18 protein-coding genes are annotated in these 25,019 nt (G+C 65.1%); 9 read left to right on the forward strand and 9 right to left on the reverse strand.

The features are described 5' to 3' along the window. Positions 1 to 80: 80 nt before the first annotated feature. Positions 81 to 1,199, reverse strand: a complete 1,119-nt coding sequence (locus P7F60_RS17895; RefSeq protein ID WP_277919105.1) for an AraC family transcriptional regulator — start codon at positions 1,197 to 1,199, stop codon at positions 81 to 83. Positions 1,200 to 1,424: 225 nt separating this feature from the next. Here P7F60_RS17895 and P7F60_RS17900 point away from each other — a divergent pair, with 225 nt between their 5' ends. From P7F60_RS17900 to P7F60_RS17915, 4 genes are all read left to right on the forward strand, one after another. Then, positions 1,425 to 2,951 (forward strand): ABC transporter substrate-binding protein, encoded by a 1,527-nt coding sequence (locus P7F60_RS17900; RefSeq protein WP_277919106.1) that lies wholly within the window; start codon positions 1,425 to 1,427, stop codon positions 2,949 to 2,951. Positions 2,952 to 3,027: 76 nt separating this feature from the next. Next, entirely contained in the window at positions 3,028 to 4,044 is a 1,017-nt protein-coding gene (locus P7F60_RS17905) for an ABC transporter permease (protein ID WP_277919107.1), read from the forward strand. Continuing rightward, on the forward strand, positions 4,041 to 4,898 hold the full coding sequence (locus P7F60_RS17910; RefSeq protein WP_277919108.1) for an ABC transporter permease: 858 nt from the start codon (positions 4,041 to 4,043) through the stop codon (positions 4,896 to 4,898). Before P7F60_RS17905 ends, P7F60_RS17910 begins: the two co-directional genes overlap by 4 nt. Before the next feature lie 3 nt (positions 4,899 to 4,901). After that, on the forward strand, positions 4,902 to 6,743 hold the full coding sequence (locus P7F60_RS17915; protein WP_277919109.1) for an ABC transporter ATP-binding protein: 1,842 nt from the start codon (positions 4,902 to 4,904) through the stop codon (positions 6,741 to 6,743). Between the two features lie 204 nt (positions 6,744 to 6,947). On the opposite strand, the gene P7F60_RS17920 is transcribed toward P7F60_RS17915, so the two are convergent. Beyond that, positions 6,948 to 7,841, reverse strand: a complete 894-nt coding sequence (locus P7F60_RS17920; RefSeq protein ID WP_277919110.1) for a PP2C family protein-serine/threonine phosphatase — start codon at positions 7,839 to 7,841, stop codon at positions 6,948 to 6,950. Positions 7,842 to 7,858: 17 nt separating this feature from the next. Here P7F60_RS17920 and P7F60_RS17925 point away from each other — a divergent pair, with 17 nt between their 5' ends. The 5 genes from P7F60_RS17925 to P7F60_RS17945 are packed head-to-tail and all read left to right on the forward strand — an operon-like array spanning position 7,859 to position 13,072. Beyond that, the gene (locus P7F60_RS17925; protein WP_277919111.1) at positions 7,859 to 8,593 is read left to right on the forward strand and encodes a hypothetical protein; all 735 of its coding nucleotides are present in this window, start codon (positions 7,859 to 7,861) and stop codon (positions 8,591 to 8,593) included. After that, positions 8,587 to 9,762: a class I SAM-dependent methyltransferase gene (locus P7F60_RS17930; RefSeq protein WP_277919112.1), complete on the forward strand. Its 1,176-nt coding sequence runs from the start codon at positions 8,587 to 8,589 to the stop codon at positions 9,760 to 9,762. The genes P7F60_RS17925 and P7F60_RS17930 overlap by 7 nt, the downstream gene beginning before the upstream one ends. Beyond that, the gene (locus P7F60_RS17935; RefSeq protein WP_277919113.1) at positions 9,759 to 12,140 is read left to right on the forward strand and encodes a SpoIIE family protein phosphatase; all 2,382 of its coding nucleotides are present in this window, start codon (positions 9,759 to 9,761) and stop codon (positions 12,138 to 12,140) included. The genes P7F60_RS17930 and P7F60_RS17935 overlap by 4 nt, the downstream gene beginning before the upstream one ends. A 2-nt stretch (positions 12,141 to 12,142) precedes the next feature. Next, positions 12,143 to 12,691, forward strand: a complete 549-nt coding sequence (locus P7F60_RS17940) for an ATP-binding protein (RefSeq protein WP_277919114.1) — start codon at positions 12,143 to 12,145, stop codon at positions 12,689 to 12,691. 42 nt (positions 12,692 to 12,733) lie between these two features. Then, entirely contained in the window at positions 12,734 to 13,072 is a 339-nt protein-coding gene (locus P7F60_RS17945; RefSeq protein WP_277919115.1) for a hypothetical protein, read from the forward strand. Here P7F60_RS17945 and P7F60_RS17950 read toward each other — a convergent pair. Genes P7F60_RS17950 through icmH form a run of 7 tightly spaced genes read right to left on the reverse strand, consistent with a single transcriptional unit; the run spans position 13,042 to position 24,963 of the window. After that, positions 13,042 to 13,878 carry a protein kinase gene (locus tag P7F60_RS17950; RefSeq protein ID WP_277919116.1) on the reverse strand — a complete coding sequence of 279 codons (837 nt, stop codon included), beginning with the start codon at positions 13,876 to 13,878 and terminating at the stop codon, positions 13,042 to 13,044. The genes P7F60_RS17945 and P7F60_RS17950 overlap by 31 nt on opposite strands. Continuing rightward, on the reverse strand, positions 13,854 to 15,383 hold the full coding sequence (locus P7F60_RS17955; RefSeq protein ID WP_277919117.1) for a methyltransferase regulatory domain-containing protein: 1,530 nt from the start codon (positions 15,381 to 15,383) through the stop codon (positions 13,854 to 13,856). The genes P7F60_RS17950 and P7F60_RS17955 overlap by 25 nt, the downstream gene beginning before the upstream one ends. A 23-nt stretch (positions 15,384 to 15,406) precedes the next feature. Then, positions 15,407 to 16,498: a type VI secretion system baseplate subunit TssG gene (gene tssG, locus P7F60_RS17960; RefSeq protein WP_277919118.1), complete on the reverse strand. Its 1,092-nt coding sequence runs from the start codon at positions 16,496 to 16,498 to the stop codon at positions 15,407 to 15,409. Beyond that, positions 16,462 to 18,297, reverse strand: a complete 1,836-nt coding sequence (gene tssF / locus P7F60_RS17965) for a type VI secretion system baseplate subunit TssF (protein ID WP_277919119.1) — start codon at positions 18,295 to 18,297, stop codon at positions 16,462 to 16,464. The genes tssG and tssF overlap by 37 nt, the downstream gene beginning before the upstream one ends. A gap of 17 nt (positions 18,298 to 18,314) precedes the next feature. After that, positions 18,315 to 21,818, reverse strand: a complete 3,504-nt coding sequence (gene tssM / locus P7F60_RS17970) for a type VI secretion system membrane subunit TssM (protein WP_277919120.1) — start codon at positions 21,816 to 21,818, stop codon at positions 18,315 to 18,317. Continuing rightward, positions 21,815 to 23,626 (reverse strand): type VI secretion protein IcmF/TssM N-terminal domain-containing protein, encoded by a 1,812-nt coding sequence (locus P7F60_RS17975; RefSeq protein WP_277919121.1) that lies wholly within the window; start codon positions 23,624 to 23,626, stop codon positions 21,815 to 21,817. The genes tssM and P7F60_RS17975 overlap by 4 nt, the downstream gene beginning before the upstream one ends. After that, positions 23,623 to 24,963: a type IVB secretion system protein IcmH/DotU gene (gene icmH, locus P7F60_RS17980; protein ID WP_277919122.1), complete on the reverse strand. Its 1,341-nt coding sequence runs from the start codon at positions 24,961 to 24,963 to the stop codon at positions 23,623 to 23,625. Before icmH ends, P7F60_RS17975 begins: the two co-directional genes overlap by 4 nt. Between the last annotated feature and the right edge of the window lie 56 nt (positions 24,964 to 25,019).

Raw genomic sequence — 25,019 nt, forward strand, 5'->3', positions numbered from 1 at the left:
TCAAGACGGAAATCGCCGTCTTCGGTGAATTGTCGTTTCAGCCGGTCGCCGCCGTCGGGAGGGCGCGCGTTCGCGCCGGCTCAGTCGGTCTCGGCATCGTCCATTTCGACGGACAATCGACGCCGCGCCCGCCGGAGCGCGGCGCTGGGAGATTCACCCGCCCAGTCGCGGAAGGCCCTCGAAAAGGCCGACTGGTTGGCATAGCCGAGATGGGTCGCCAACTGGCTGAGCTTGATGGTGCCGGTGCTCAGCAGCATCTCCGCCTTCTTGCGGCGTTCGCGGTTGAGAACCTCGCTGAAGCTGGTTCCGAACGAAGCCAGCTGGCGCCGAAGCGTGCGCGGCGCAAGGCCGAGCGCCTCGGCCAGCGCCTCCAGGTCGACGCTTTCGCGCCCGAGCCGCTGGCCGATCAGTTGCGACAGCCGCTCGTGGATCGGGCGGAACATGTCTTCCGGCGGCCGCAGCAGATCGAAGAGATGCCGTTCGACGATGGCGCGCGCCGGCGCGTTGGAGTTGATCCAGGCATGCATCGGCCGATCGAGATCGGCATCGCGAAGGATCATGATGTTGGCATCGGCATTGCCGCGGATCGGGCAGCGGAAAAACCGTGCGAGCGTTTCCTGCCGCTCCGAGACGTCATGCTCGAAATGGATCTCGGCGGGGCTCCAGCGCTCCGAAAGAAGCTGGCGGATCAGCGCGCACATTCCCCCGACCGCATATTCGGCGTCCTGGACGCGCGGCCAGATCCCGAGATCGTTGATCAGATAGCCGTAGCGGGTTTCCTCGTATTCCCGCCGCACCGTCAAGGTGGTATGGCTTTGCCAGCTCGCCTGGAAGCGCGAGAACACGCCCAGCGCCTCGCGCAAGGTCGGCGCGGTGGCCAGAAGCGGATAGACCGGGCCGATTTCCCAGATGCGGAAATTCTGGCCCAGCTCCAGGCCGAGGTAAGGCCGCCCCAGCGCGCGCGCGGCCTCCTCGAAGAAGGCGACATAGGATTTCAGCGAATAGGTGGCATAGGGGCTGACGGTCTGGTTGTCGCGCAATTGAAACCTGGCGAGGACGCGGCGACACTCGGCGATGTCGCCTTTCATCTCGCCGATGATCATGTCGAGGAAAAAGCGCCGCACCGTCCCGTCTTCGGCAGCGATGCGCTTTGCCCCGCGCCGGGGCGCCTTGTTCGCCCGCCTGTGTCCCTCGACCATCGCGGCCTCCCTTGCGATCAGGTATTTCGTATATAAACTAATGCAAGAACATGTATTCGTGAAACTCAAAATTGCGCATTCGATCCGGTATTTGTGGCCTCTTTCGCACAAATTTCGGCCTGAAATGACATGGACGCTAGCCTAACGGCGACGTAGTGTCGAAACAAGGCATCCTGCGCACATGGCGCACACAATAAATGTCCAACAAACACAAGGGGTTCTTCCATGAAAGATATCGACAGGCGACTGTTTATGAAACTCGCCGGCGCCGCCGGCTGCGCTCTGGTCCTGCGTCCCGATCTGTCGTTTGCCGGCGAGATCGACAACATCTCGATCGCCTGGATGACCGATCCCGTCACCTGGGATCCCAACCAGCGCCTGTCCCCCGATCCGCAGTCGATCCTGAAAACCGTCTTCGACCAGCCGCTCGACCAGACGCCGGATCTGACGCTCGTTCCCTCCGTCGTGACGGAATGGAAACTGGCGGATGACGGGTTGAGCCTTCACGTCAAGCTTCGCGACGACGTCAAATTCTCCGACGGAACGCCGCTGACGGCCGAGGACTTCGCCTATACCTATCACCAGCGTTTCGTCAAAGGCGACCAGGTCGATCTCGTCGTCGGCTTCGGCGTCGTGTCGGATATCGAGGTGATCTCGCCGACCGAGGCGGTCATGCGCTTTTCCAAGCCGTTTCCGACTGCCGCGCAATGGCTGGCCTTCAGCGCCAGCTACATCGTCTCCAAGGCCTATGCCGAGAAGGTCGGCATTCAGGGGATGCAGACGAACCCGATGGGCTCCGGCCCGTACATGCTCAAGGAATACAAGCGTGACAGCCGCATCGTCCTGATCCGGCGCGACGACTACTGGGGCGAGAAGCCCTCGATCAAGCAACTGACTTTCGAGATCATCCCCGATCCGACCGCGCGTCTGGCGGCGCTGGAATCGGGGACGGTCGACATCGCCATGGAACTGTCGATCCGCGATGTCAAACGGCTGCAGAAAAGCGGCAATTTCAACGCCATCGCCAACCCGATCGCGCGTATCATCTATGTCACGATCCGCGCCGACGGCACTTTCGCCGACCGTAATATACGCCTGGCGGCCGCCCATGCCGTCGACAAGAAGCTTCTGTCCAAGGCGTTTTTCGGCGGCGAGGCGGCGACTATCGATTTTCCGACCGTTCCCGGCATGCCCGGCAGCCCGAAGAATTCCAGCTTCGCTTACGATCCGGCCAAGTCAAAGGAGCTGCTCGCTGCCTCCGGCTACAGCACCGACAAGCCCGTCACCCTTTCCATGGCGACCACCAACGGCCAGTTTCCCGGCGATTACGACATGGCCCGGGCCATCGTCACCATGTGGGAAAAGGTCGGCATCAAGGCCAATCTGACCGTCATCACCGAGGCGCAATGGTATGAACTGAACGCATCGGGAAAACTGCCCGACGCATCGCTTTTCGTCTGGGAAAACGGCACCGGCGACCCCGAACTGTTCACCGGCCACATGTTCAACGAGGAGATGCCGTTTGCGACCTACAGGACGCCGGAGGTGACCGCGCGGGTCAAGCCCCTGTTCAGCGAGCCGAATTACGAGAAGCGCATCAAGGGATATGAGGAACTGAACGCCTATCTGATCGACGAGGGCGCGATCATCCCCCTCGTCCAGGCGATCCAGACGATCGGCTATCGCAAGGGCCTCACGCTGACGCCCTGGGCGAATGGCTGGATCCGGCCCTTCGCGATCAAATCCGCGTAATCCGGTTGCGCCCGCGCCCAAGCCGTCATCCGCCGTTCGGCGATGGCGGTTTGGGCCGGCGATAGGAGGTTTGGTCTTGATCAAGGCATTGTTGCGCATCGTGGCGCGACGGCTGTTCGCCATCGTTCCCGTTTTCGCCGTGGTGACGGTCCTCGTCTTCGCGGCCCTGCGAATCCTGCCGGTCGATCCGGCGCAGATGTCGCTGCCGCCATCGGCCACCATTGAGCAGGTCGAAGCCAAGCGCGAGGAAATGGGCCTCAACAAGCCCATCTGGCAGCAATATGCGCTTTGGGCGCGCCGCGCCGTCGCGGGCGATCTCGGCGAGTCCGCCCAGTATCGCATGCCGACCGCAAAGGTGGTTCTCGAACGCTTGCCGGCGACCATCGAGCTGGCGATGTGCGCGCTCGTCTTCGCCGTCGTCGTCGGGGTGACCGGCGGGATCTTGCTGTTTACGGTGCGCGGGACGGCGCTCGAATCCCTGGGCATGGCGCTCACCTCGGTCGTCATGGCCCTGCCGGATTTCCTGCTGGCCCTGCTGTTCATTCTGGTGTTCGGCGTCATGCTGCCGCTGTTTCCGGTCAACGGGCGCCTCGATCCCGGTTTGGAGGTGCCCTCCCATACCGGCTTTCTGCTTCTCGACTCCCTGCTGACCGGCGATGTCTCGATCTTCGCCAGCGCGATCAGTCACATCGCCCTTCCGGTCATGGCGCTTGGCCTCGCCTTCTCGCCGACCATCGTGCGGGTGCTGCATTCCAGCCTCATCAACACATACCAGCAGAGCTATATCCGCCAGGCGCGGCTGCGCGGTCTCAGCGACCGGGAGATATTGTTCGGGCAGGCGTTGAAGAACGCCATCCTGCCCGTCGTCATCCTGGTCGGAACCCAGTTCGGCGGCCTGTTCGGCGGCACACTGCTGGTCGAGATGATCTTTTCCTTTCCCGGTCTCGGCAATCTGATGGTCAAGGCGATGCAGACCGCCGACCTCTCGGTGATCATGGCCATCGCGCTGATCTATTGCGCCGTGACGCTGCTGTTCAATTCGCTGGCCGATGCGGCGGCCTATCTCCTGAACCCGAAGCTGAGGACGGCATGATGCGGATTTGGTCCTGGCTATCCGATCCGGGCCTTGTGATCGGCGGTGCGATCGCCGGCCTCGTCCTGGCCTGCGCCGTCTGCGCCCCGTGGCTGGCGCCGTATCATCCCAACGATCAGGATCTCCTGTATATCCTTGCGCCGCCCGTCTGGGCGCCGGACGGCGCGGCGGAGCATCTGCTCGGCACCGACAGTCTCGGGCGCGATACGCTCTCGCGGCTGATCTACGGCGCCCGCACGGCGATGGAGGTTGCGGTCGCCGCATCCTTCGGCGCGATGGCGCTCGGCGCCGTGCTTGCCCATCTCGCCGGTTATTTCGGCGGCCGGGTCGACTGGCTGATCAGCCGCCTGGTGGAGATCTGGCTGTCCTTTCCGCCGGTGGTGCTGTCGATGTTGCTGATCATCGGGCTGGGAGTGGGAACCGACAAGGTCATCCTCGCGATCGTGCTCGTCGACTGGACGCGCTTCTGCCGGGTGCTGCGCAGCGAGGTCCAGGTGGTGCGCGGCCAGGATTACGTTTCCTTCGCCCGGCTGGTCGGCTTTGCGCATATGCGGGTGATCGTCCGCGAGATCTTTCCGGCCACCCTGCCGATGCTGATCACCCTGTTCAGCCTGCAGATGGGCATTTCGGTGGTCGTCGAAGCGATCCTGTCCTTCGTGGCGATGGGCGTGCCCGCCGACGTGCCCGCCTGGGGCCAGATGATCGCCGATGCCCGCATCAACATGTTTGACGCCCCGTGGGGACTGGCGCTGCCGATCCTGGCGATCTTCGTCACCGTTCTCAGTTTCAACCTTTTCGGCGATGGATTGCGGCGTGTCCTCGATCCGCGCCATCGCGCAAACGGGCACGTCTGATCCATGACCAGTCATTCCATCCTCCAGATCGAAAGCCTCGATATCGCCCTGCGCAGCGGCGACACCATCCTGACCGGGGTCGATCTGGCCATCGCGCCCGGCAAGGTTCTCGGCGTGATCGGCGAATCGGGCGCCGGCAAATCGATGATCGGCGCGGCGATTGCCGACACGCTGCCACCGGGATTGGCGATTTCGCGCGGGAGCATCCGCTTCGACGGACTGACGCTCACGGACATGACGGCAAGGACGCGTCGCGACCTGCTCGGCCGCGACATCGGTTTCATTCCGCAGGAGCCGATGACGGCGCTCAATCCGACCCTGACCGTCGGCCAGCAGATCGGACGCCATCTCGCCCGGATCGGCATCGCAAACCGGGCGACGCGCGAGAAACGCGCCATCGAATTGTTTTCCGAGGTCGGTCTGGATCGCCCGGCGCAACTGTTGAAAAGCTATCCGCATCAGCTTTCCGGCGGCATGCTGCAACGCGTGCTGATCGCCATGGCATTCGCGTCCAACCCGCGGCTGGTCATCGCCGACGAGCCGACGACGGCATTGGATGTCACCATCCAGGCCAAGGTTGTGGAACTGATCGCACGCATGCGCCAGGCGCACGACACCTCGGTGCTGTTCATCACGCATGATCTCCAGCTTGCGGCCGATGTCTGCGACGATGTCGCCGTTCTCTATGCCGGCCGGATCGTCGAGACCGGCAGGGCGGAGGAGATCATCGATGCGCCGAGACATCCCTATTCGCGCTGTCTCAGCCTTGCCGCGCCCAATCTCGACGGTCCGGTGGCGCCGCTGATGATCCTGCCCAAGGCGATGCCGGGCGCGGTGGAGCGCGCGGCGATGCGGGGCTGCGCCTTTGCGCCGCGCTGTCCGGCCGCCGACGAAGCCTGCATGCGCACGCCGCCGCCGCGTCGCGCCGTTTCGCCAGGCCATGTCAGTGCCTGCCATTATCCGGAGCGCACGTCCGCCATCGCCCCGCCGGCGCGACGCAACGCAGGCGACCTCGCCGCGCCGGGAGAAGCGGCCGTCTTGCGCGCGCAAGGGCTCGGCAAAGCCTATCGCCAGCACGACTGGCTGGGCCGCGTGCGCGAGGTCGAGGCCTTGCGCGGCCTCGATTTCACCGTTCGCGAACGGGAATTCGTCGGTATCGTCGGCGAAAGCGGATCCGGCAAGAGCACGCTGACGAAGCTGATCGTCGGCCTGGAAAACGTGACGTCCGGCACGCTTCACGTCGTCGGGCTCGACCGGACGAGCACGCCGCGCGAGCGTTTTTTCGATCAGGTGCAACTCGTCTTCCAGGATCCGCAATCGGCGCTCAATCCGCGCCGCCGGATCGGAAGCCTGGTGACCCAGAGCCTCGAATGCCGCGGCAACGGCCTTGCGGCAAAGGCGCGGCGCGAACTGGCTGCGGAGCTGCTCGCCAAGGTCATGTTGCCGCCGGACGCCGCAGACCGCTTTCCCGACCAGCTCTCGGGTGGCCAGAAGCAGCGCGTCAACATCGCGCGGGCCCTATGTTCCAATCCGCGCCTGCTGATCGCGGACGAGATCGTCTCGGGCCTGGACGTATCGGTCCAGGCGCAGATCCTCGAGCTGCTGCGCGGGCTTCGCGAGCAGGCATCGTTTTCGCTGCTTCTGATTTCGCATGATCTCGCGGTGGTGCGCCATGTCTGCGACCGGGTGCTGGTGATGTGTAAGGGCGAAATCGTCGAGCAGGGCCCCGTCGAACAGGTCTTCGGCGCTCCGCGACACCCTTACACCATGCAATTGGTCGCAGCCGCGAGAGGCCGCCCCCGCTCCGACGATCGTCATGCCCGCGAGGCGTCGGATCTTTCCTGAGGACGATATTTACGGCCGGGCGCGGCGGGATCATGCCGGAAAGGATCGCCAAACGGCGATCCACCTTTCCGGGAAATGCTCCATCTTTTGTTCTTGTCGCATTGTCCGAAGCCGAAGCGATCACGCTTCGGCTGGAAATGCTCTACCCTTTGTTTTTACGCATTTCCGAACGCGAAACCGCTATGCACTTTTGCTGGAAATGCTCTAGAAACGCACTTCCAGCAGGGTGAAATCGTCGGGCAGCGGCCCCTCGCTGTTGAAGGTCCGCACCCATTCGTGAATGCCGGCGGGGGAGTTGCCGGAGGTGAAGGCGTAGTCTGCCAGGCCATCCACGTCGAGCTGGTCGCCATCCGGACCGTTGACCTCGAAGGTGCCGTCGCTGAGGACGAGGAGGCGGTCGCCGGGATGGACGGCGACGGACTGGCATTCGTAATCGACATCGCCGTCGAGGACGCCGATGGCGATGCCGCCGGGCGTTGCGAGATATTCGGGCGCGCCGGCGCCATGCTGTTCGCCACGGATGAGGATCGCCGGCGGGTGGCCGCCGCTGCAATAGCGCAACGCGCCGGTCACCCGGTCGTAGACCCCGTACCAGATGGTGAAGAACTTGTCGTTCTGCTTTTCCATCGGGAAGGCGGCATTGAGCGCCGCCAGGACCTGCGGCGGATCGCGCAGGTCCGCCTGCGCCAGCGCGCCGGTGCGCAGCACGTTGATGACGGCGATGGTCAGCAGCGCTGCGCCGACGCCATGGCCGCAGACGTCGATCAGGTAGAGCGCGAAATGACGCTCGTCGAGATCGTGATAACCGAAGGAATCGCCGCCCAGTTCCGTCGAGGGCGTGAACAGCCAGTCGGTCGTGGGATGGATCTGTCTTTTTTCGGGCAGGATGGAAAAGATATAGCGCGTCGCATCGTCCAGCTCGCTTTCCAGGCGCGCCTGGGTGCGCTCCAGCAGCAGGTTCTTCTCCGCAAGCTGATCCTCGACGGCTTCGCCGTGCTCGATCATCGCTTCATAGAGCAGTTTCAGATCGTCGAGTTCTGCCGTCAGCCGTTCGATCTCGGCATTCGCCAGATCAAGGTCCGCCTGGGTTGTGTTCACGTCTATGCTTTCTTGAGATGAGTTTTGACACTTCGTTTATGTTTGTATGGAATGGTCGCGTCAGCGCAGCAAGGAAAATTCTTGCGACATGCGTGGCTTTCGGCATTTGTTCGCACAAAAGGTCGGTCTCGACCCGTTATGCGGTGGCCTGCGTCATGCTAGGTTTTCCGATGTTCGGCCGTTCGGCCAATGCTTTGATATACCTTGATGTAAACTGGACTCGGCCTATGGATTCAAGTGGGGGTAAGTTGGAAACCTCAAGCTTCTCGCTGCTTTTTGAGCTGGACATGCCCATCGAGGGTTTTTCTTCAAACTGGGCGCATTGCGACAAGATCTCCACCTATGCGGCGCGGATGATCGGTCACAACAGGCGGGATTCGCTGCTCTATTCGAATCTCTTTTCGTCCGCCTTCAACGAATTGCTGGAGACGGTCTTCCGGTCGCATCATGGCGGCGGCAACTTCGTCTGCCGCGTTCTGCGCGATGGCGACACGGACCGCATCGAGCTGACCATTCCCTGCGACGAGGGACTGGGCCGATTCTACACGACTTCGGTCGCATCGCTTAGCGATGTCGACCGGGAAGAGAAATATCGCGCGGCGCTGTTGTCCGACGCGCCGCTGACGCCGGGTATCGGCCTGATGGAACTCGCCGTGGATTATGCCGCGGAATTCAAAATCTCGGATTTCGACGGTCGGGCCATCCGCCTGACCACCGATCTGATCCTCGAGGAAAGCGACGTGCGATGCTGAAAATCCCCGCCCCCGCCCACAGCCTGCGCTTTGACGAAAACAACCAGGAGTTTTCGATCATCGGCGCGCTGAGGCCGCAGCACGACGACGACATGCGCAACTGCATCGAGATGCTGCGCGACGCCGTCTCGCGCGTGCGCGGCACGCTCTATATCAATGTGAAGCGTCTCGTGCGCCTCAACAACATCGCCTTCCGGGCGCTGGCAAGCTCGGTCGTGGCGGCCGCCACCGAGCGATCGGACCTCAAGCTGGTCATCGTCACGTCCAGCGTCGTCGGCTGGGCCACCAAGAAATTCCGACCGCTGATGCAGGTCAATCCGCGCATCGTGGTCGAGGAATACGACGCCGATTTCTATCCGGGTCAGGCTTTCGTCGAGGACAGCGACATCATCGGGCTGTTGCGCACCCAGACGAACATGACATGGCGCCACGAGCAGGGCATCTTGCCGCGCCATGGCCTGAAACCCGGCATGGCGGTGGCGGATATCTGCTGCGGCATCGGCGATTTCGCCGTCCTGCTGCATAAGGCCTTCGCGCCCGGACGCATGGTCGCGCTCGATCATTCCAGGCCGAGCCTGGATTATGCACGCGGCGTCGCGGAAGAATTCGGCATCTCCGGCATCGAATATGTCTATGGCGACGCCTCGGAAATGCTGCTGGAAGACAACCAGTTCGATTTCGTCACCTGCCGCCACGCGCTGCAGGTCTTCGACCGGCCGGAACTCATCCTCAAGGAGCTCTTCCGGATCTGCAAGCCAGGCGGACGCGTCTACGTGACCAATGAGAAGAACTCCCATTGCCTTGGCGAGCCGCGCGGCGAAAGCATTCAGTGGACCTATAACGAAGTCGCCAAGATCCTCTCCTATTTCAACCACGACATCGAGATCGGCCCCAAGAGCCGGCGTCTCATGATGGATGCCGGTTTCTCCAACGTGCGGATGGAATCCTTCATGGTCACCAACATGGACGGCGACCCGCAGGACTTCGCCGACATCATCACCGCCTGGCGCGACCTCTTCGCCGGCAAGATGTCGCAGATGCGCGGCGACGACGAGGCCTTTACGGCGCGTTTCCGCCAGGGCTTCGACGACCACATCTTCGCCGCGCTGCATCCCAAGGGCTATGCCGGCTGGCCGATCTGGGTTGCTTCGGGAACCAAGCCGCTATGACGACGGCCGATATCGGAGAGACCGGGGCCGCGCCGGGCCGTTTTTCGCTGGGCAGCTTCCGCGCCAAGTTCATCCTTGTCGTCGGCGCCGCAGTCCTGTTCGACCTCCTGCTGTCGGGCGGCATCGCCATTTTCAACGTGCAGCGCCTGTCGCGGGACGTGGCGGCCGAGGTGGGCGAAGGCCTGACCAGCGCCAACGAGGAATTCCTGCGCACCTATATCGACACCACGGCGCAGCGCGCCGACCTATTGATGGAAGGCGTTCATTCCCAGCTCGAAACCCTGACCGCCGTCACCCAGTTCATGCTGGACAATCCTGAGACCAGCGAGCGGGTCGGCAATGCGTTGCTGGCCGATCCGGCCCTGTCGAGCCCGCTCCAATACAATGCCGCCGCCGGCTGGGCGCAGAACAGCCCCGGCGTTCCCTCCGCGGTCAGCGTCTGGGGCTATCTGCTGGACGAAAACGGCGTTCCGAAGCCGGCCGCGCAGGCGGCGATCCGCGACAGCGCCATCCTGGAGCTTCTCGGCCCGGCGATGATGGCCATCGGTTCGCCGAAGCTTCAGCTCTATTATATCGGCCCCAAGGACGCCTCGATCACGCGCTCCGTGCCCTATTCGGATCAGGCGGGTACGCTCGACAAGCTCTATCCCGGCCACAACAAGGGGCCGAGCTTCTGGGACTTCTTCTTCCCGGGCATCTATGAGAGCTGGCAATCCTGGCTCGCCAATCCCTCGGCGCGCCCGGCAGGGACTGACATCGTCGCGACGATGCCCTATATCGACACGACCTCCGGCAGCATGGTCGTCAGCTATTTCGACCCGCTCTACACGCCCGACCGCAAGGCGGTGGCGGGCGGCGTCGCCGTGGACCTCACGCTCGACCAGCTTGTCAATCTCGTCGAGAGCGTCAACATCGCCGAGACCGGCTTCGGCTTCCTCGCCACTTCCAACGGCAACGTGCTGGCCACCAATGCGCTGGGCGAACGCACCCTCGGCCTCTCGGTCAGCGGCGTCGGCGGTCAGGGTGTGACGGGCGTTGCGCGCTCGTTGCGCAAGAGCACGCAGACGGCGATTGCCGGCCTCGAATTGCCGCGCAACCAGGAAACCGTCCTGCGCCACATCTTCCTGGAGGAGAATGGCGAGCAGGTGCCCTACCTCGTGGTGCTCAAGCAATTGTCGCCGAGCAACCTTTGGGACGGGAAGAGCATCGTCGCCGAGACGATGACGCTCGGCTTCGTCGTTTCCGAGCGCGACATCTATCATTCGCTGATTTCCGCGCAGAAGAACATTTCCGCGGCCACGCGCGGCATCGTCAACTATCAGGTGCTGATGGTCTTCGCGAGCCTGCTCGTCGTGCTGGCGGCGGTCTATGCCATTTCCGGCCGCATCACGCGAGGGCTCAGCCAGTTGGCCGGCGCGGCGCGGCGCCTGCAGGCCCAGGACTATACGGTGCGGGTGGATATCCCGAGCCGTGACGAGGTCGGGGCCGTCGGCGTCGCCTTCAACCGCATGGCCGAGGAAATCCGCTTCCATACCGAAAACCTGGAAAAGCTGGTCGAGGCGCGGACCCATCAGCTGGAGGAAGCCAACCAGGAAATCAATGCGCTGAACATCCGCCTGAAGAGCGAGAACCTGCGCCTCGGCGCCGAGCTCGACGTTGCCCGGCAGATCCAGATGATGGTGCTGCCGCGCTCGGCGGAACTGAGCGAAATCCAGAAGATCGACGTGGCCGGCTTCATGGAGCCCGCCGACGAGGTCGGCGGCGATTATTTCGACGTGCTGCGCAGCGGCGACCACATCAAGGTCGGCATCGGCGACGTCACCGGCCACGGTCTGGAAAGCGGCGTGCTGATGCTGATGGTGCAATCCGTGGCGCGCGCCCTGCAGGAGCGCGGCGACCAGGATCCCACCAACTTCCTCGACGTCCTCAACCGCGCCATCTACAAGAACATCGAGCGCACGCGCACCGACAAGCACCTGTCGCTCGCCTTCCTCGATTACCACGAGAACCGCATCGTGCTCTCCGGCCAGCATGAGGAAGTGCTGGTCATCCGCAACGAAGGCGAGATCGAGCGCATCGATACCGTCGATCTCGGCTTCCCGATCGGCCTGGAGGCCGACATCGCCCCCTTCATCGCCACGCGTGAATTCGCGTTCGAGACCGGCGACGTCGTCATCCTGCACACCGACGGCGTCACCGAGGCGGAAAGCCCGAGCGGCGAACTCTTCGGCATCGAGCGCCTGTGCGACAGCGCGCGCAAATACCACAAGCTTGGGGCCGAAGCGATCAAGGAAGGCATCATCGCCGACCTGATGGCCCATATCGACACCCAGAAGATCCACGACGACATCACCTTGGTCGTGATGAGGCACAGATAGCGATGACTGAAGTTTTCGGCGATATCGAATCCCGTAACGCGGCCGCGTCCTTCGAAAACCGGATCCGGCTTGCGGAAGGACCGATCGATCTGACATGGCAGCATGCAAGCGTCACCGCCGAATTCCTCGGCGACATCTACGGCATGCGCAGCGGCGCCCAGCGGCTGAACGACAACGAGGCGCGCCACAGCGTCGGCTATCTCGTCAACGAACTGCTGGAAAATGCGGTGAAATTCCGCGCCCCCGGCGACGTGCTGGTCGAATCGTCGCTGGACGGCAATCGATTCGAAATCAAGGTTTCCAACTACATCAGCGAGGAGACCTCGCGGCGGTTTCAACCGTTGCTGGCGGAAATTACCCAAGGCGATCCTGGCGAACTGCTGATTCAGCGCATCGAAGCCAATGCGGGAGATGCATTTTCCAGTGGATCGGGGCTTGGCCTTCTCACCCTAATGAGCGACTATGGCGCACGATTGGGATGGAGATTCAGCCGGTCGACCGCCGGCACCCTCGTCTTCCTCGAAGTATTTGCCGCCCTCGAGCTTGCATAAGATTGCCGGGACCGGGACATTTTTTTGGAGTGCTTTTTCGCAATGGAAATTAAAACTGGCGACTATAAGGTGTGGAGCGAGGGTTCGACGATCCACTATGAAGGCACCATGCGCCTTTCCGGGACGGAAGCCTATGCCCCGATCCTGGAACTGATGCAGGGCGTTCTTGCGTCGAACCCGCAAACGATCACGCTCGACCTGACGGAACTTGAATTCCTCAACAGTTCGGGCATCAACCTTCTGGCGAAGTTCACCATCGACGTGCGCAAGACGCCAGCGATCGGCCTCGCCGTGCGCGGTTCGTCGCGCATCCCGTGGCAGTCGAAATCGCTGCCCAATCTCAAGAAGCTTCACCCGGCGGTGACGCTGGTGATCGATTGACCGGCCGGCGACCGTTTGAAAAGAGCGCCTGCCAGCATCGCCGCTGTCGGGCGCCGCTGGGGGCGATGCTCTAGCCCGCGCGCCAGCAGGCCCGCGAGCCCGCCGTCGTCGTCATGCGCCGACAGCTCGAATTCGTGATGGATGCCGGCATCGCGTTTTGCCAGCACCGCCGTGTGGTTTCCCATCAATGGCAGCTGCCCCTCGAGAAGCCAGAGCCCGACGGCCGAAAGCGACCAGATGTCGCCCGCCGGGGTGATCGTGCCGGCGCGCAGCTGCTCCGGCGCCATCCAGCGCGGCGTGCCGGCGATTTCGTGGCCGCTCAATGGATCGTCCCCGCCGATCGCCGCAATGCCGAAATCCACCAGCACCGGCTGGTTGTCCCGAAAGCGGATATGCGCCGGCTTGATGTCGCCATGGGTGATGCCGCGGCCATGCAGATAGGCAAGCAATGCCGCCAGTTCGCCGATCAGTGCCTCTACGGCGTCGGCGGAGCGGTGGCGCATGGCGATCTGCGGCTTATCCAGCGCCGCTTCGATGAAATCGCAGGCGAACCAGTTTTCGCCGGCGCCCCGCAGACCGGCGAGCGCCGGATGCTGGAGGGTCTGCGCCAGCCGCTTTTCGCGGGCAAAGCGCTGTCGGGATAGAGGAGGGGCGGCGGCGACGCGCTTGACGAAGAGGCGCTCGCCATCGGTGGCGCACGCTTCGTAGGTTTCGATCCCTGCCCGGCTGCGCACCGGGCCAAGGGGTGGCGGCGCCTCGCGCACCATCATGTCTCCGTCGTTCAGATCGCCCCGACCGCTTTCCACATGGGAACGCCGTATTTCAGGATCTGCCCGATATTGTCGCGCAGCATCCGGTCATAGGCGTCTTCGTTCTCGGGCTGCGGGTCGAAATTGAGGCGCGCGTCGCGCTGCTGCAGCAGGGCGCGGACCGCCTTCGTCACCGCTTCTTCCTCTTCCGGGGTGCCCTCCGCGATCACTTCGTAGACCAGCATTTCCAGAAGGCGGACACTCAGCGCCGTGCCGAGGCCGACCGCCGCCAGCGACGAGAGATCGCGGCCGAGATCGGCGCTGTTGGCCAGCAATGCCTGGTTGAAACGGCGCACCGATTGCCGTTCCGCTTCGCTCGGCTCCCGCAGCTTCGTCTTCGCCTGGCGCGAGCCGACGAGCATGCCGAGGATCTCGCGCGGCTCGGCGGTGGAAGGTGCTGCGGCGCGCAGCGCCGCGATCGTGCGGCTGCCCTTTGTCAACGCCTCGAAGGCCGGTTCGTAGAAGGGCGCGTTGAGGGACGCTGTCCCCAGGGGAATGCTGACCTCGCGGGTCAGCACATGCGGCGGCACGACGAGCTGCAGCTCCGCCTCTCCGACGCGCTGCTCCAGCCGGCGCGGCGGGATGGCGCGCGCGCCACGGATGAACACGTCGCGGCGGAAGGTGCGGGTCATGAAGTAGTCGCGGGCGGTCTCGGCGATCGCCGGCGGCATGTCGGCGATCAGCGCGAGTTGCTCCGGCCGCAGGGAAAGAGCCGGGAAATTTTCGAAGAGATTGGCGGTGCCGACATAATTCAGCTTGGCATGGGCCATGTCGCCGGCGACATCGGCGTGATAGCAGGGCGACCAGTGCTCGTTGAGGTATTCATGCGAGAGATAGGCGACGGCGTCCTCGGTCTTCTCCTTCTTCAGCCGCTCGACCATCTCCGTGGGGATGCTGATCGCGCCGGCCTCCGAAAAGGCTTGCGCAAGATCGAGCGCCTGCAGCACGCGCTTGTCGCTGCGCGCCTGGCTGAGGCCGGCGCCCATGCGCAGCAGGCGTTGCAGCGGCCCGGCATTCGACCAGCCGGGCTGAGCGTTGTAGCTGACATAGACAAGGCCGCCAGGTTTCAGATAGCGGTCGATGAAGCGGACGATATGCTGCCGGTTTTCGAGGCTGACCCAACTCCAGACGCCATGCAGGGTGATATAGTCGAACAGCGGCAGGTCCGCCCGCTCACCATCGGCGAGTTGCTCGAAGGAGTCCTCCTCGAAGCGGATGTTGTCGACCGCGCCCTGGCGGGCGAGCAGGCGGGCACGGGCGATATGGGCCGGATTGAAATCGAAGCCCCAGACATCGGCTTGCGGATTGGCGGCGGCGACCACCAGCGCGGTCTGGCCGACGCCGCAGCCGAGTTCGCAATAGGCGAAAGCCTCGTCCTTGGCGACCGGCGGCTCGATGCCGCGCAACAGGCAGACAATATCGAGATGGGCCGGCGTCTGTTCGGCATAGAAGCCGGGACCGTATTCGATGTCGGAAATATAGCCGTCGGTCCAGTCAGTCATGTCGCTTGGGTCCTGTGGTTGGATTATCGCAGATGCGGCGTCGGGCGGATGTCGGCGAAGGGGATATCCCGTCTCGGCCGGTCCGAGGAGAGCCATGTGTTCCAGCCGAGCCGGCTGGCGGCGGGGTCGTCGCGGTCCTTGCCGAGCCTGAGGCCCGGCACTTGGTCGGGCTTCAGCTCCAGCCTGACCCGGAAGGTCTTGTCGGCGCCGAGCGCATGGGCTGCGACATCGGTGAAAAGCTGCGCCCGTTTGCCGTCCGGCAGCAGCGAGCGGAAATGTGGATAGTCGAGGGCGCGGATGTTGATGCGCACCGTCGATTGCACTTCGAAGATCTTGCCGCCGATCACGGCGTCGTCGCCAAGCCTCGCGAAACTGCCTTCGGGAGAGGCCCTCTCCGGCAGGCGCGTGCGGTCGTTCACCGCGATCGGCAGCCATTCGCCGCAGAACTGCGCGATATCCAGCTGGTGGCCGAAGATGCCGGCCAGTGCGCGCTCGACGGCGACGGCGGAGCGGGACTGACGGCCGAACAGCCCGCCGAAATAGACGAAAAGCGCATCCGGCGCGCTGGTGCGGTTGGCGGTCGCCGGCAGGCCGAGGCCGACCAGCGATTTCAGCGCGTGATCGGCGGGCGTTGCGGTGCCGACCGACAGCGAGCGCCGGCGCTCCGCGACGATGCGGTATTTGGCCCAGGCATTGTAGAGCAGGCCGGCGAGCCGGTTGTTGAAGACGTCGAGAAAGTCGCGAAGCCCCAGATTGCGCTCGCGTACGCTGACCTGCACCAGCTCGCTCAGCGCATGCGGCAGCACGCCGGAGGGACCGGTGAGGCCAACGATGGTCTGGATCATCTCGATCGGGCCGCCGTCTCGCGGGCGGCGCACGGAATTGACCTCCGCCGCCGCAAAGCCGAGCGGCACGGCGGAGCGGACGGCAAGGGCCGCCCGCGAGGGATCGCTGCCCTGGCCGAGCGGATCGACCGGCGGCAGGCCGGTCTCGTCATGCTCGCGCGCCGCCATCCGCTCCAGAAGCGCCATGGCCTGGAACAGCTCGTAGAATTGCGGCGCCTCGAAGAGGTCGCGCTCTAGAGAAGTATGCGGTCGCCGGCGCGTGCTGGCCATGTCTTCATGATCCCCGTGCGGCCCTTGACCCGTGCGGTCAGGCGCGAAAAAGAATTGACGCCGGCGTATAGCCCGAAGAACCGTTCCAGCACGCTCGCCATCAGGAAAACGCCGTTGCCGGAGAAATTCGCCTCGTCGAGCGTGAGGTCGACATCGACGCCGCGGCAGAAGACGCTCTGCCCCTTGGCGCGGACCCTGGCCGTGCCGCTTTTCGACGAGAGCTGGGTGATGCCGTCGATGAGGGCGCGCGTTTCGGCCGATTCGCGAAAATCGTAGAGCAGCAGGGTTTCGCGCAGAGCCTCGGCGCCGCCGTCCGAGACCAGCGACAGGTGGTTGAGGGCGAGGTGCGACACCAGCCGCCAGCGGCCGCCATGCCCGAACATCGGCCGCATCGTCGGCGTCGGCGCCGTCAGCAGGCGCATGGCTCCGACCATCGGCACCGGTTCGGTCATGCGCAGATGCGGCTGGCCGCCGCCGAAGGGCAGGCGTTCAGGCAGGTTGCGGTTGAGGCAGAGCGTATCGACCAGCAACACTTCGGACGAGGGCAGTTGCGGCCGGAAATCCGGGTCGGAGAGCGACAGGAGCACCTCGCTGCCGGGGTTGTCGCTGCTGGCCGGTTCGCGGCGCGACAGCCACCAGGCCAGATCGCGCTCGTCGGCCTTCACCCACTCGGCGCTTGTGGCGTGCTCGACGCTGTAGAACGGGTGCACCAGCCGCTGCTTGCCATCGGCATCGATGCCGCGCACCGCCTCGACGCTGTAGACCTCCAGCGCCTGCGGCCGGCCGCTATCGGGCACGACGCGGTAATCGAAGCTGCGCTGGTCGAGCGTGATCGGCTCCGCCGTCTGTGGAAACAGGTTGACGACCGGCGTGCAGCCGAGCGCGAAGGCGCTGGCGTTGAGCGAGCGCTCCAGCCCCGGCTGCGCCCGATCGAGATAGAGGAAGACGTCGAGCGTCCGGCCCTTGGCGGCAAGCAGGGCGCGCTCCGGCAGCTTCAGGTCGACGAACAGGAATTTTTCCGGAAAGGCGAAATATTCGGTGAGGATGCGATAGGCGGGATGCGAATTCTGCGCATAGGGCAGCAGGCCCTCGTTTTCGGCAAAGCCGGCCGCCGTCACCGCCGAACCCGGCAGGAAGACCGGCGACGGATCGTTGGCGCCTTCCGCAAAGGCGATGGCGCTGACGTCGTTGAGCAGCAGCTCGTAGAGCGGATAGACCAGTTGCGGCTGGCCGCGCAGGAAGAAACGCAGCGAGGCGGGCGCATGCTGCCGGAAGCCGCCTTCGGGCGCGGTCACGTCGAGGGTCAGACGCAGGCAGCCGGCGGCATTGGCGGCGCCGGCGCATTCCGGCGCGGTGATCGGCCGCCCCGAAAGCACGGCGCTGCGCACCGTCACCGGCGACAGCGACACGTCGAAGGCGGTGCGGAAGCGGCAGCGCTCGCCATTGACCGCCTCGGTATCGAGAAGCGTTCCCGACGGCACCCGGTATGCCTCGACGAGTTCGGGCTTGGCATCCATCTGCAGGATCGACATCGACGGGATCGGCCGGTCGAGATGCGGATAGAGAATGCCGAGCAGGGCATTGGTCAGCTCGGGAAAATCGTCGTCGAGTTTTTGGCGCACGCGGGCGGTGAGGTAGGCGAAGGCTTCGATCAGGCGGCCGACATGCGGATCCTCGATCGCATCCTCCGACAGGCGCAGGCGCCCGGCGATGCGCGGGTTCTCGTTGGCGAAGGCCGCCGCCGCGCGGCGGATATATAGCAATTCCCTGTTGTAATGCGTCAGGAGATCGTCGGACATGACCTTCGCCTTTCTTGCTACAGTTGCGGGCAGGCGTAGCCCGCGAGGATGTTCTTGGCGAAAGGATTGCGCGTCGCCGAGGCCGTGACCCGCAGCAACACCCGGCGGCTGCCGACGCGGGCGAGATAATCGACGCTGTCGGTCGGCTGCTTGGTCATCATGCGGAAGCTGTCGAGCAGGCGGAAGATCGCCCACGGGCCTTGCCGGGCGATGAGATTGCGCTCGCCCTGCACCTCCGGCATCACCGAAAGATTGGCACCGGCCGAAACATTCTGCGGCGGCCACTGGAACGGCGTGTCGACGATCGGCCCGTGGCTGTAGAGCAGGGATTGCCCACCGGCATCGAGCACGAAGGCGCGCGCCTTGGCGTCGAGCTTGCCGGGCGTGATCATGAAATCGAGGTTCGGCTTCTCCTGATCGGAGAAGAACATGGTCGTGATCGCATTGGCCTGTTCCAGCGCCGCCAGCGTCGCGTCGTCGAAGCCGAGCCCCACCTGCTGGCCCGGCCGCCAGCGCCACGGATGCGTGGTCGTGTCGATGAACGGCTTCAGGTAATCGTTGTGGAAACCGGCGATGGCGCCCTTGGGACCGAACAGTTTTGCGAAATCTTCGAGCGACGTGTCGTTGGCGGCGGTGCGGTCGAAGGGATAGCGCGCCGTCATCGTCGCATCGCAGAGTGGCAGCACGTTTGTCTTCCAGATCTGCGCCAGCCGCTCGCGCGAGCTGCCGCCGGTGATCGCCGCCACCTGCGCGAGGATGCGGGCAAAGACCGGCTGCAGCACCGGCGGCAGGTTGTCGTTGCGGCTGGCGAGATCCTTCAGCAGCGTCTGCGGCTCGGTGCCGAGTTCCAGCACGTCGCCGCCATTGGCGACGTGGTTCAGCATCCGATAAAGCGGCTGCATCGCCGCCAGCATGGCGTCGGCCGGCGCCTGCTGCCCCTCCGGCGCCGTCACCGCATTGCGGAAGGCGCGGAAATATTCGGAAACCGATTTGGCGACGTCGACGCTGCGGCGCGGCTGGTAGGCCGAGCCGGTCACGGATTTGACCCGCGCCGTGGTCGCGCCGACGGCGGCGTCGAGGACGACGGTGGTCGCCGCCTCCAGATCCGTCTCGGCGGCGATGGCGGTCAGCAGTTCCTTGAGCGGCGAGGGATTGCCGGTGATGATGGCGATGGAGTGGGCGACATCGACGGCGCGGTCGGCGCCGGCCGGGCCGATATCGGCGAGCAGCGACGACCATTTGTTGATGTAGTCGACGCGGTAGAGATCGAGGATGCCATCGCGGATGCGGGCGCTGTCGCGCTCGCCGAGCGGCGCGTCGTCGCCCATCACCCAGAGATCGTCGGCGAGATGGCGCGCCGCCGTCGCCGCGACCTCGCGCATCGTGCCGATGAGGCCATCGCGCGTATAAAGGCCGGGCACGCCGTCCCAGAAACCGTCGCCGCTGACCCGCGACAGCGCCTGCGGGCCGGTAAGCCCCATGTGATCGACCGGCCGCCAGACGGGCAGCGACTGGACGGCGGGCATGGCCTGCACGAGGTCGTAGCCCAACCGCGCTAACGTGTAATCGGCGATCCAGCGGCGGGCGCGGTTGACCAGCGCCGTATCGGCCGGCGACACGGTGAGGGGTGCGGCGGCAAGGGCCGCGAAATGGCGGGCGATGCGCAGCTGCGTGCCGGTATCGGCCTCGTGGACGAGCCAGTTGGTGGCGAAATCGGCGCTGAGCAGGTCGGCGGTCTCGCGATCCGGCACGCGATGCTCGGTCAGCGTCAGGTAGAATTTCAGCTGCTGGAAGCGCAGGGCCGCCGGCGTCTCGGGATGATCGAGACCGTCGCGAAGATAGCTCCAGACGAAGGGGAACAACAGGTTGGCGAGCGCCTTGTCATAGGCGTCGCGCGCCGCGCTGTTGACCGGCTCGGCGCTGTAGAGCCCGAGCGTCGCCCGGCGCGGCTCCTCCTCGGCCAGCGTGCGCAGCCGGTCGAGGACGTCGAGCACGGGGTCGAATTGCGACGGCATCTTTCCGTCGGGCGAGGCCTCGGCAATGTTGACGCGCCCGGCCTCGACGCCGGTCGCGATGCGGGCGGTATAGGCGCGGCCCTCGCCGAAACTCAGGATCCACAGGGAGATCATGATGGCGATGAGGGCGAAAAGCAGCAGGTTTCCGCCGACCTTGTAGAGCCGGTTGGCGACCAGCGCCGGTCGGGTCAGCCCGCCGAGATTGGCTTCGGGCAGGATGACATCGCGAAACAGGCCGGAGAGGAAGAACGGCCGGGCGCGGACTTGGCCCGTTTCGGGCTGCAGGAACAGCCCGTCGCGGCGCTGGCCGAAGCTCGGGGCGAGAACCGGGCCCATGCCGTCGCGGAAATCGCCGGATTGAACGGTGCTGGAAAAGAACACGCCGCGCACATTCGGCGCATCGGCGAAACGATGGTCGACGCAGAGTTCCCACAGGAACGGCGTCAGCCGCGATTGCAGCAGCGAGAATTGCCCGGGAAACTCGAAAATCCGCCGCCGGCGCAATTCGTCCGGCTCGTCCTGCAGGCGCAGGAACTGGTGGCGGGAAAAGCCCTCGACGATATTCGAAAAGCCTGGGAGGAAGCTGCCCCTGGCGGTGGCGCCGTCGGTCTTGCGGAGCGCACTGAGCGGCACGCCGAGAACGGCATTGCGCTCCTCCGAGGTCAGCGAATCGAAGAATTCCTCGAAGCCGACCACCATGTCGAGCTTGTTGACCAGCACATAGACGGGCGCCGTGGTGCGCAGCCGCGCCATGGTTTCGTCGAGGCGCTTGCGCAGCGATGCGGCTTCCGCAACGATATGCTCCTCCGGCCGCGACAGCAGATATTGCACGTCGAGAACGAGCAGGATGCCGTTGACCGGCTGCTGGCGACGCCAGCGGCGGAGCTGGTCGAGCATGCGCTGCCACAGCAGCACCGCGCCGGTGTCGTTGGCGGCGGTGAAGCGGCCCTCGAATTCGACCAGCACCGCCTTGTCGGTGATGTGGAACTGCGCCGGCCCGGTGCCGGGATCGGTGTCATAGGGCGCGGCGATGCCGCTGGCCTTGAGGACGCTGGATTTGCCGACGCTGTTCGCGCCGAGCACGATATACCAGGGCAGGGTATAACGGCTGCTGACGAAACGGAAACCGCTGCGGCGGCGCAGGAAAGAGAGAACCGCCCGGCCGGCATCGCGGAAGGCGGCGAACTCGGCATCGGCGGCGGCATCCCCCCTGTCGCGGGCTGCTTCCGCCTCCTCTTCCTGGCGGCGCAGGGCGGCGAGCAGCGCCTCGTCCTCGCTGGAGCGGCGGGTGCGCACGAAAAAGCTGCCGATGCCCCAGATCAGCGCCAGAACCAGCAGGCAGGCGAGGCGGACGGTGGCGGAGCCGAGCGGCTGCACCTCGCCGAAGGCGATGGCCGGGCCGACGAACCAGACGAGCAAAGCGAGGATCAGGACGCAAAGCGACAGCCAGACCGACGGCCGCTTCAGAAAGGTCCAGAATCGCCTGATCGCCCGGCGCGCCCTCACGACAGGCTTTCCTTATAGGCGATGATCCGCCGCGCGGCGTCGATATAGACGGGATCGATGACGAGGCCGCCGGCATCGTGGATAGCCGTGGGAGCCAAGCCGTCCAGCAGTGCGCGATCCTCGGGCGAAAGGTCGGCGGTGTTTGCGGTGAGCCAGTCGCGGAAGGCGGGCGTTTCGGCCGCCCCCGCCTGTGTGGCGAGATCGATACGGGCGCGCAGCGTCGCCGGATCGGCGCTCATGTCGGCAAGCGCGGCTTCGAGGCGGGTCGCGACATGCTGGACCAGCGCTTGCGCGCTGAGCGTATGGCGCATGGCGTCGATGCGCTGGCGCAGGCTGCGCGCGGCCGGGGCGGCGAACATGGGCGAGACGCGGGCCGCATCCGCATCGGTTTCCCGGGCGAGGCTATCGAGATCGCGCAGCGTGTGCAGCAGCACCGGCAGATCGGCCGGTTTGGACGGGCTGCGGATCGGCGTGATCGAGAGCGTGCGGTCACCGACGCGGCTCGCCAGTTCGACGTCGCGACCGAAACTCGTATAGATCCAGTAGCCGGCGCCGCAGATGGCGAGAATGCTGGCGGCCAGCATCGCGGTCTGGAGATAGGTGCGGACGCGGTGGCGGCGGCTTTTCGAGACGAGGCCGGACTCCGGCAGCATCACCGATTTCAGCACGCCGTTGATGAAGTAGCCGCGATCCTCGTCGTCCAGCCCGAGATCGGGCGGCAACATGCCGATGCGCGGCATGGCGAAACGCCGGGACAGCTCCGGCAGCAGCGCGTCGATGGAGAGCGGCTCCTGCCGGGCGCTGGTCAGGAAGATGCCGCGCAAGAACGCGCCCTGCCAGCTGCGGTCCCCATCCGGGGAAAGCCCGTCCAAGAGCGGCGCGATGGTCTTTTGCAAGGCGGCGATCTGGGCGGAAAAGCTCTGCAGATGGCCGCAGCGCACCGGATCGGCCTCGCGCGACAGCCATTCCATATGCCGGGCGCGCATCGAAGCGAGGATATCCTGGAAACCGCGGTCGATTTCCTGGGCGCGCTCGGCGGCCGGGCGCGCCTCGGCCATGGTCTCGAAGGGCAGCAGGAAACCCCAGGGCTGGTCGCGCTCCTGCTGTTCGTAGCGGTCGAAGAACTCGCGAAAACCGGGAATGAGATCGGTCTTGGTCAGGCCGAGATAGGTCGGGATGCGGCTCTGGGCGATATCGTCGAGCAGCCGTAAGCCGTTGGCGACGGCCTGCATCACCATGCGCTGCTCTTCGAGATCGGCAAGCGTCAGGTCGGCGGGGCTGATGGTCAGCAGCGTCGCGTTCAGCGGCTGCAGCGGGCGCAGGCTGCGCAGCAGCTCGAAGATGGCGCGCATCTGGTCGGTGTCGATCAGCGACGCCTCGACATAGACGGCATCGGGGCCGACCCACCATGTCGCGTCGGCGATGGAAACGGGCATGCCGAGCTTCTGGTCGGCGCGTTCGAGAATGCTGGTCTTGCCGCTGCCGGGCGGGCCGGCGACGAGGAAGAAGGGCACGGAATTGCGGCCGCGCTCACCCTTGAGGCCGCGCTTGGCGAGAAAGGCGATGACGGCGCGGCGGTTGGTCTTCAGCGTCGGCGATTCCGTCGCCGAATTGCGCAGGAAGCGCCGCCAGAACACCACCGGCACCAGCGCCCAGAGCGTGAGCGGCGCCATCGACAGCGCGAAGCGCAGCTCCGGTGCCACCGTCGACAGGCCGAGCCATTGCCCGCCATTCGCCCACAGCATCCAGCCGGCGACAGCGGCGACCGGCAGTCCGAGCAGCCAGAGCGCGAGCGACCACGGCTTCATGGCTGCTTTTCCGCGGGGATGCGGAATTCCACGCGGCGGTTGCGCGCGCGTCCCTCGGCCGTGTCGTTGGCGACAATCGGATCGTCCTCGCCGCGTCCCTCGAAGACGACGCGGCCGGGATCGTCGAGATGATGCTGCAGCATCTGCGCCGCCGAGCGGGCGCGGGCGACGGAGATATCCATGTTGTTGCCGAGCGCGCTGCCGGCGCCGACAGGCACGTTGTCGGTATGGCCAAGGACGGTGATGCGGCCGGGCTCCGGGTTCAGCGCCGCGCCGATTTGGGTGACGACCGGTTCCTCGGTCGCGGCGAGATCGAGGCCGCCGGAGGGGAAGGAGGCGGCGAGCATGCGGATGACGATCTCCTCGCCGACCTGCACGACTTCGGTGCGCTGCGCGGCGATTTCGGGCGCCAGCACCTCGGAAATGCGCTCGATCTGCGTCTTGCGCACCGGCGGCACGGGGGCGGGGATATCGGGAATGCCGGCCTTTTCGACGACCACCGGAATGGTCGGCACCAAGGCGCGGATCTGCTGTGCCGAGCGCTCGACATCGGATTGCAGCGTGATGCTGGAAAAGGCCCAGAGGCCGATCAGCAGCAGGAGCAGCAGCAGGGCGATGGCCCAGGGCGCGACCATGCTGAGCGGCGGGCGATGCGGCGCGGCAATCGTCTGCCAGGCGGCCGAAAGATTGCGCTCGTAAGGGCCGCGAATGCGGCGGATGGTGCGGTAGAGATCGTGGCGCAGGCGCTGTAACTGGCCTTGCCCGCCTTCCATCACCCGGTATTTGCCGGAAAAGCCGATGGCGAGGCAGATGGCCAGCAGTTCCAGCGCGTCGACATTCTGCTCGGGCTGCTGCGAGACCTGCTGAAGCAGGTCGTAGAAACGCTCGCCGCCCCAGGTCTCGTTATAGAGGACGCCGACGAGGCTGCTGCTCGCCCAGCCGCTGGCAGCCCCCCAACGCGTGCTGAGGATGATGTCGTCGATGGTGGCGCAGAGCGCGTAACGCGAAACGCGGATGAGCCGGTCGGGCACATCCTTGGTCATCGCCGAGGTTTCGAAATTGCGGATCTCATCCATCACCCGGCTGCGGAATTCGGGGATATCCTCCGGCGGCGCGCTTTCGATCAGCCGGCCGGCCAGCCACAGCAGCGGCGAGGCGGCGCTGACCAGCGGGTTGATCGCCGCCATGTCGAAGGCCTTGTCGATGGCCGGATCGTTGCGGCGCGTCTGGCGCTCCACCGGCGCCTGGAGGCCGAAATCGTCGGCATATCCCTGGGTCTGCTTGGCGCCGAGATCGAAATAATCGTCAAGCGAGGCGCTCGGGCCAGAACGACGCAAGGCTTCTCCCTCGCTCTTTGGTGCAAAGACGTTCTGTTGCGCAAAGGCATGCGGTG

It is taken from the genome of Rhizobium sp. YJ-22 (assembly GCF_029601685.1).
Lineage (GTDB): Bacteria > Pseudomonadota > Alphaproteobacteria > Rhizobiales > Rhizobiaceae > Metarhizobium.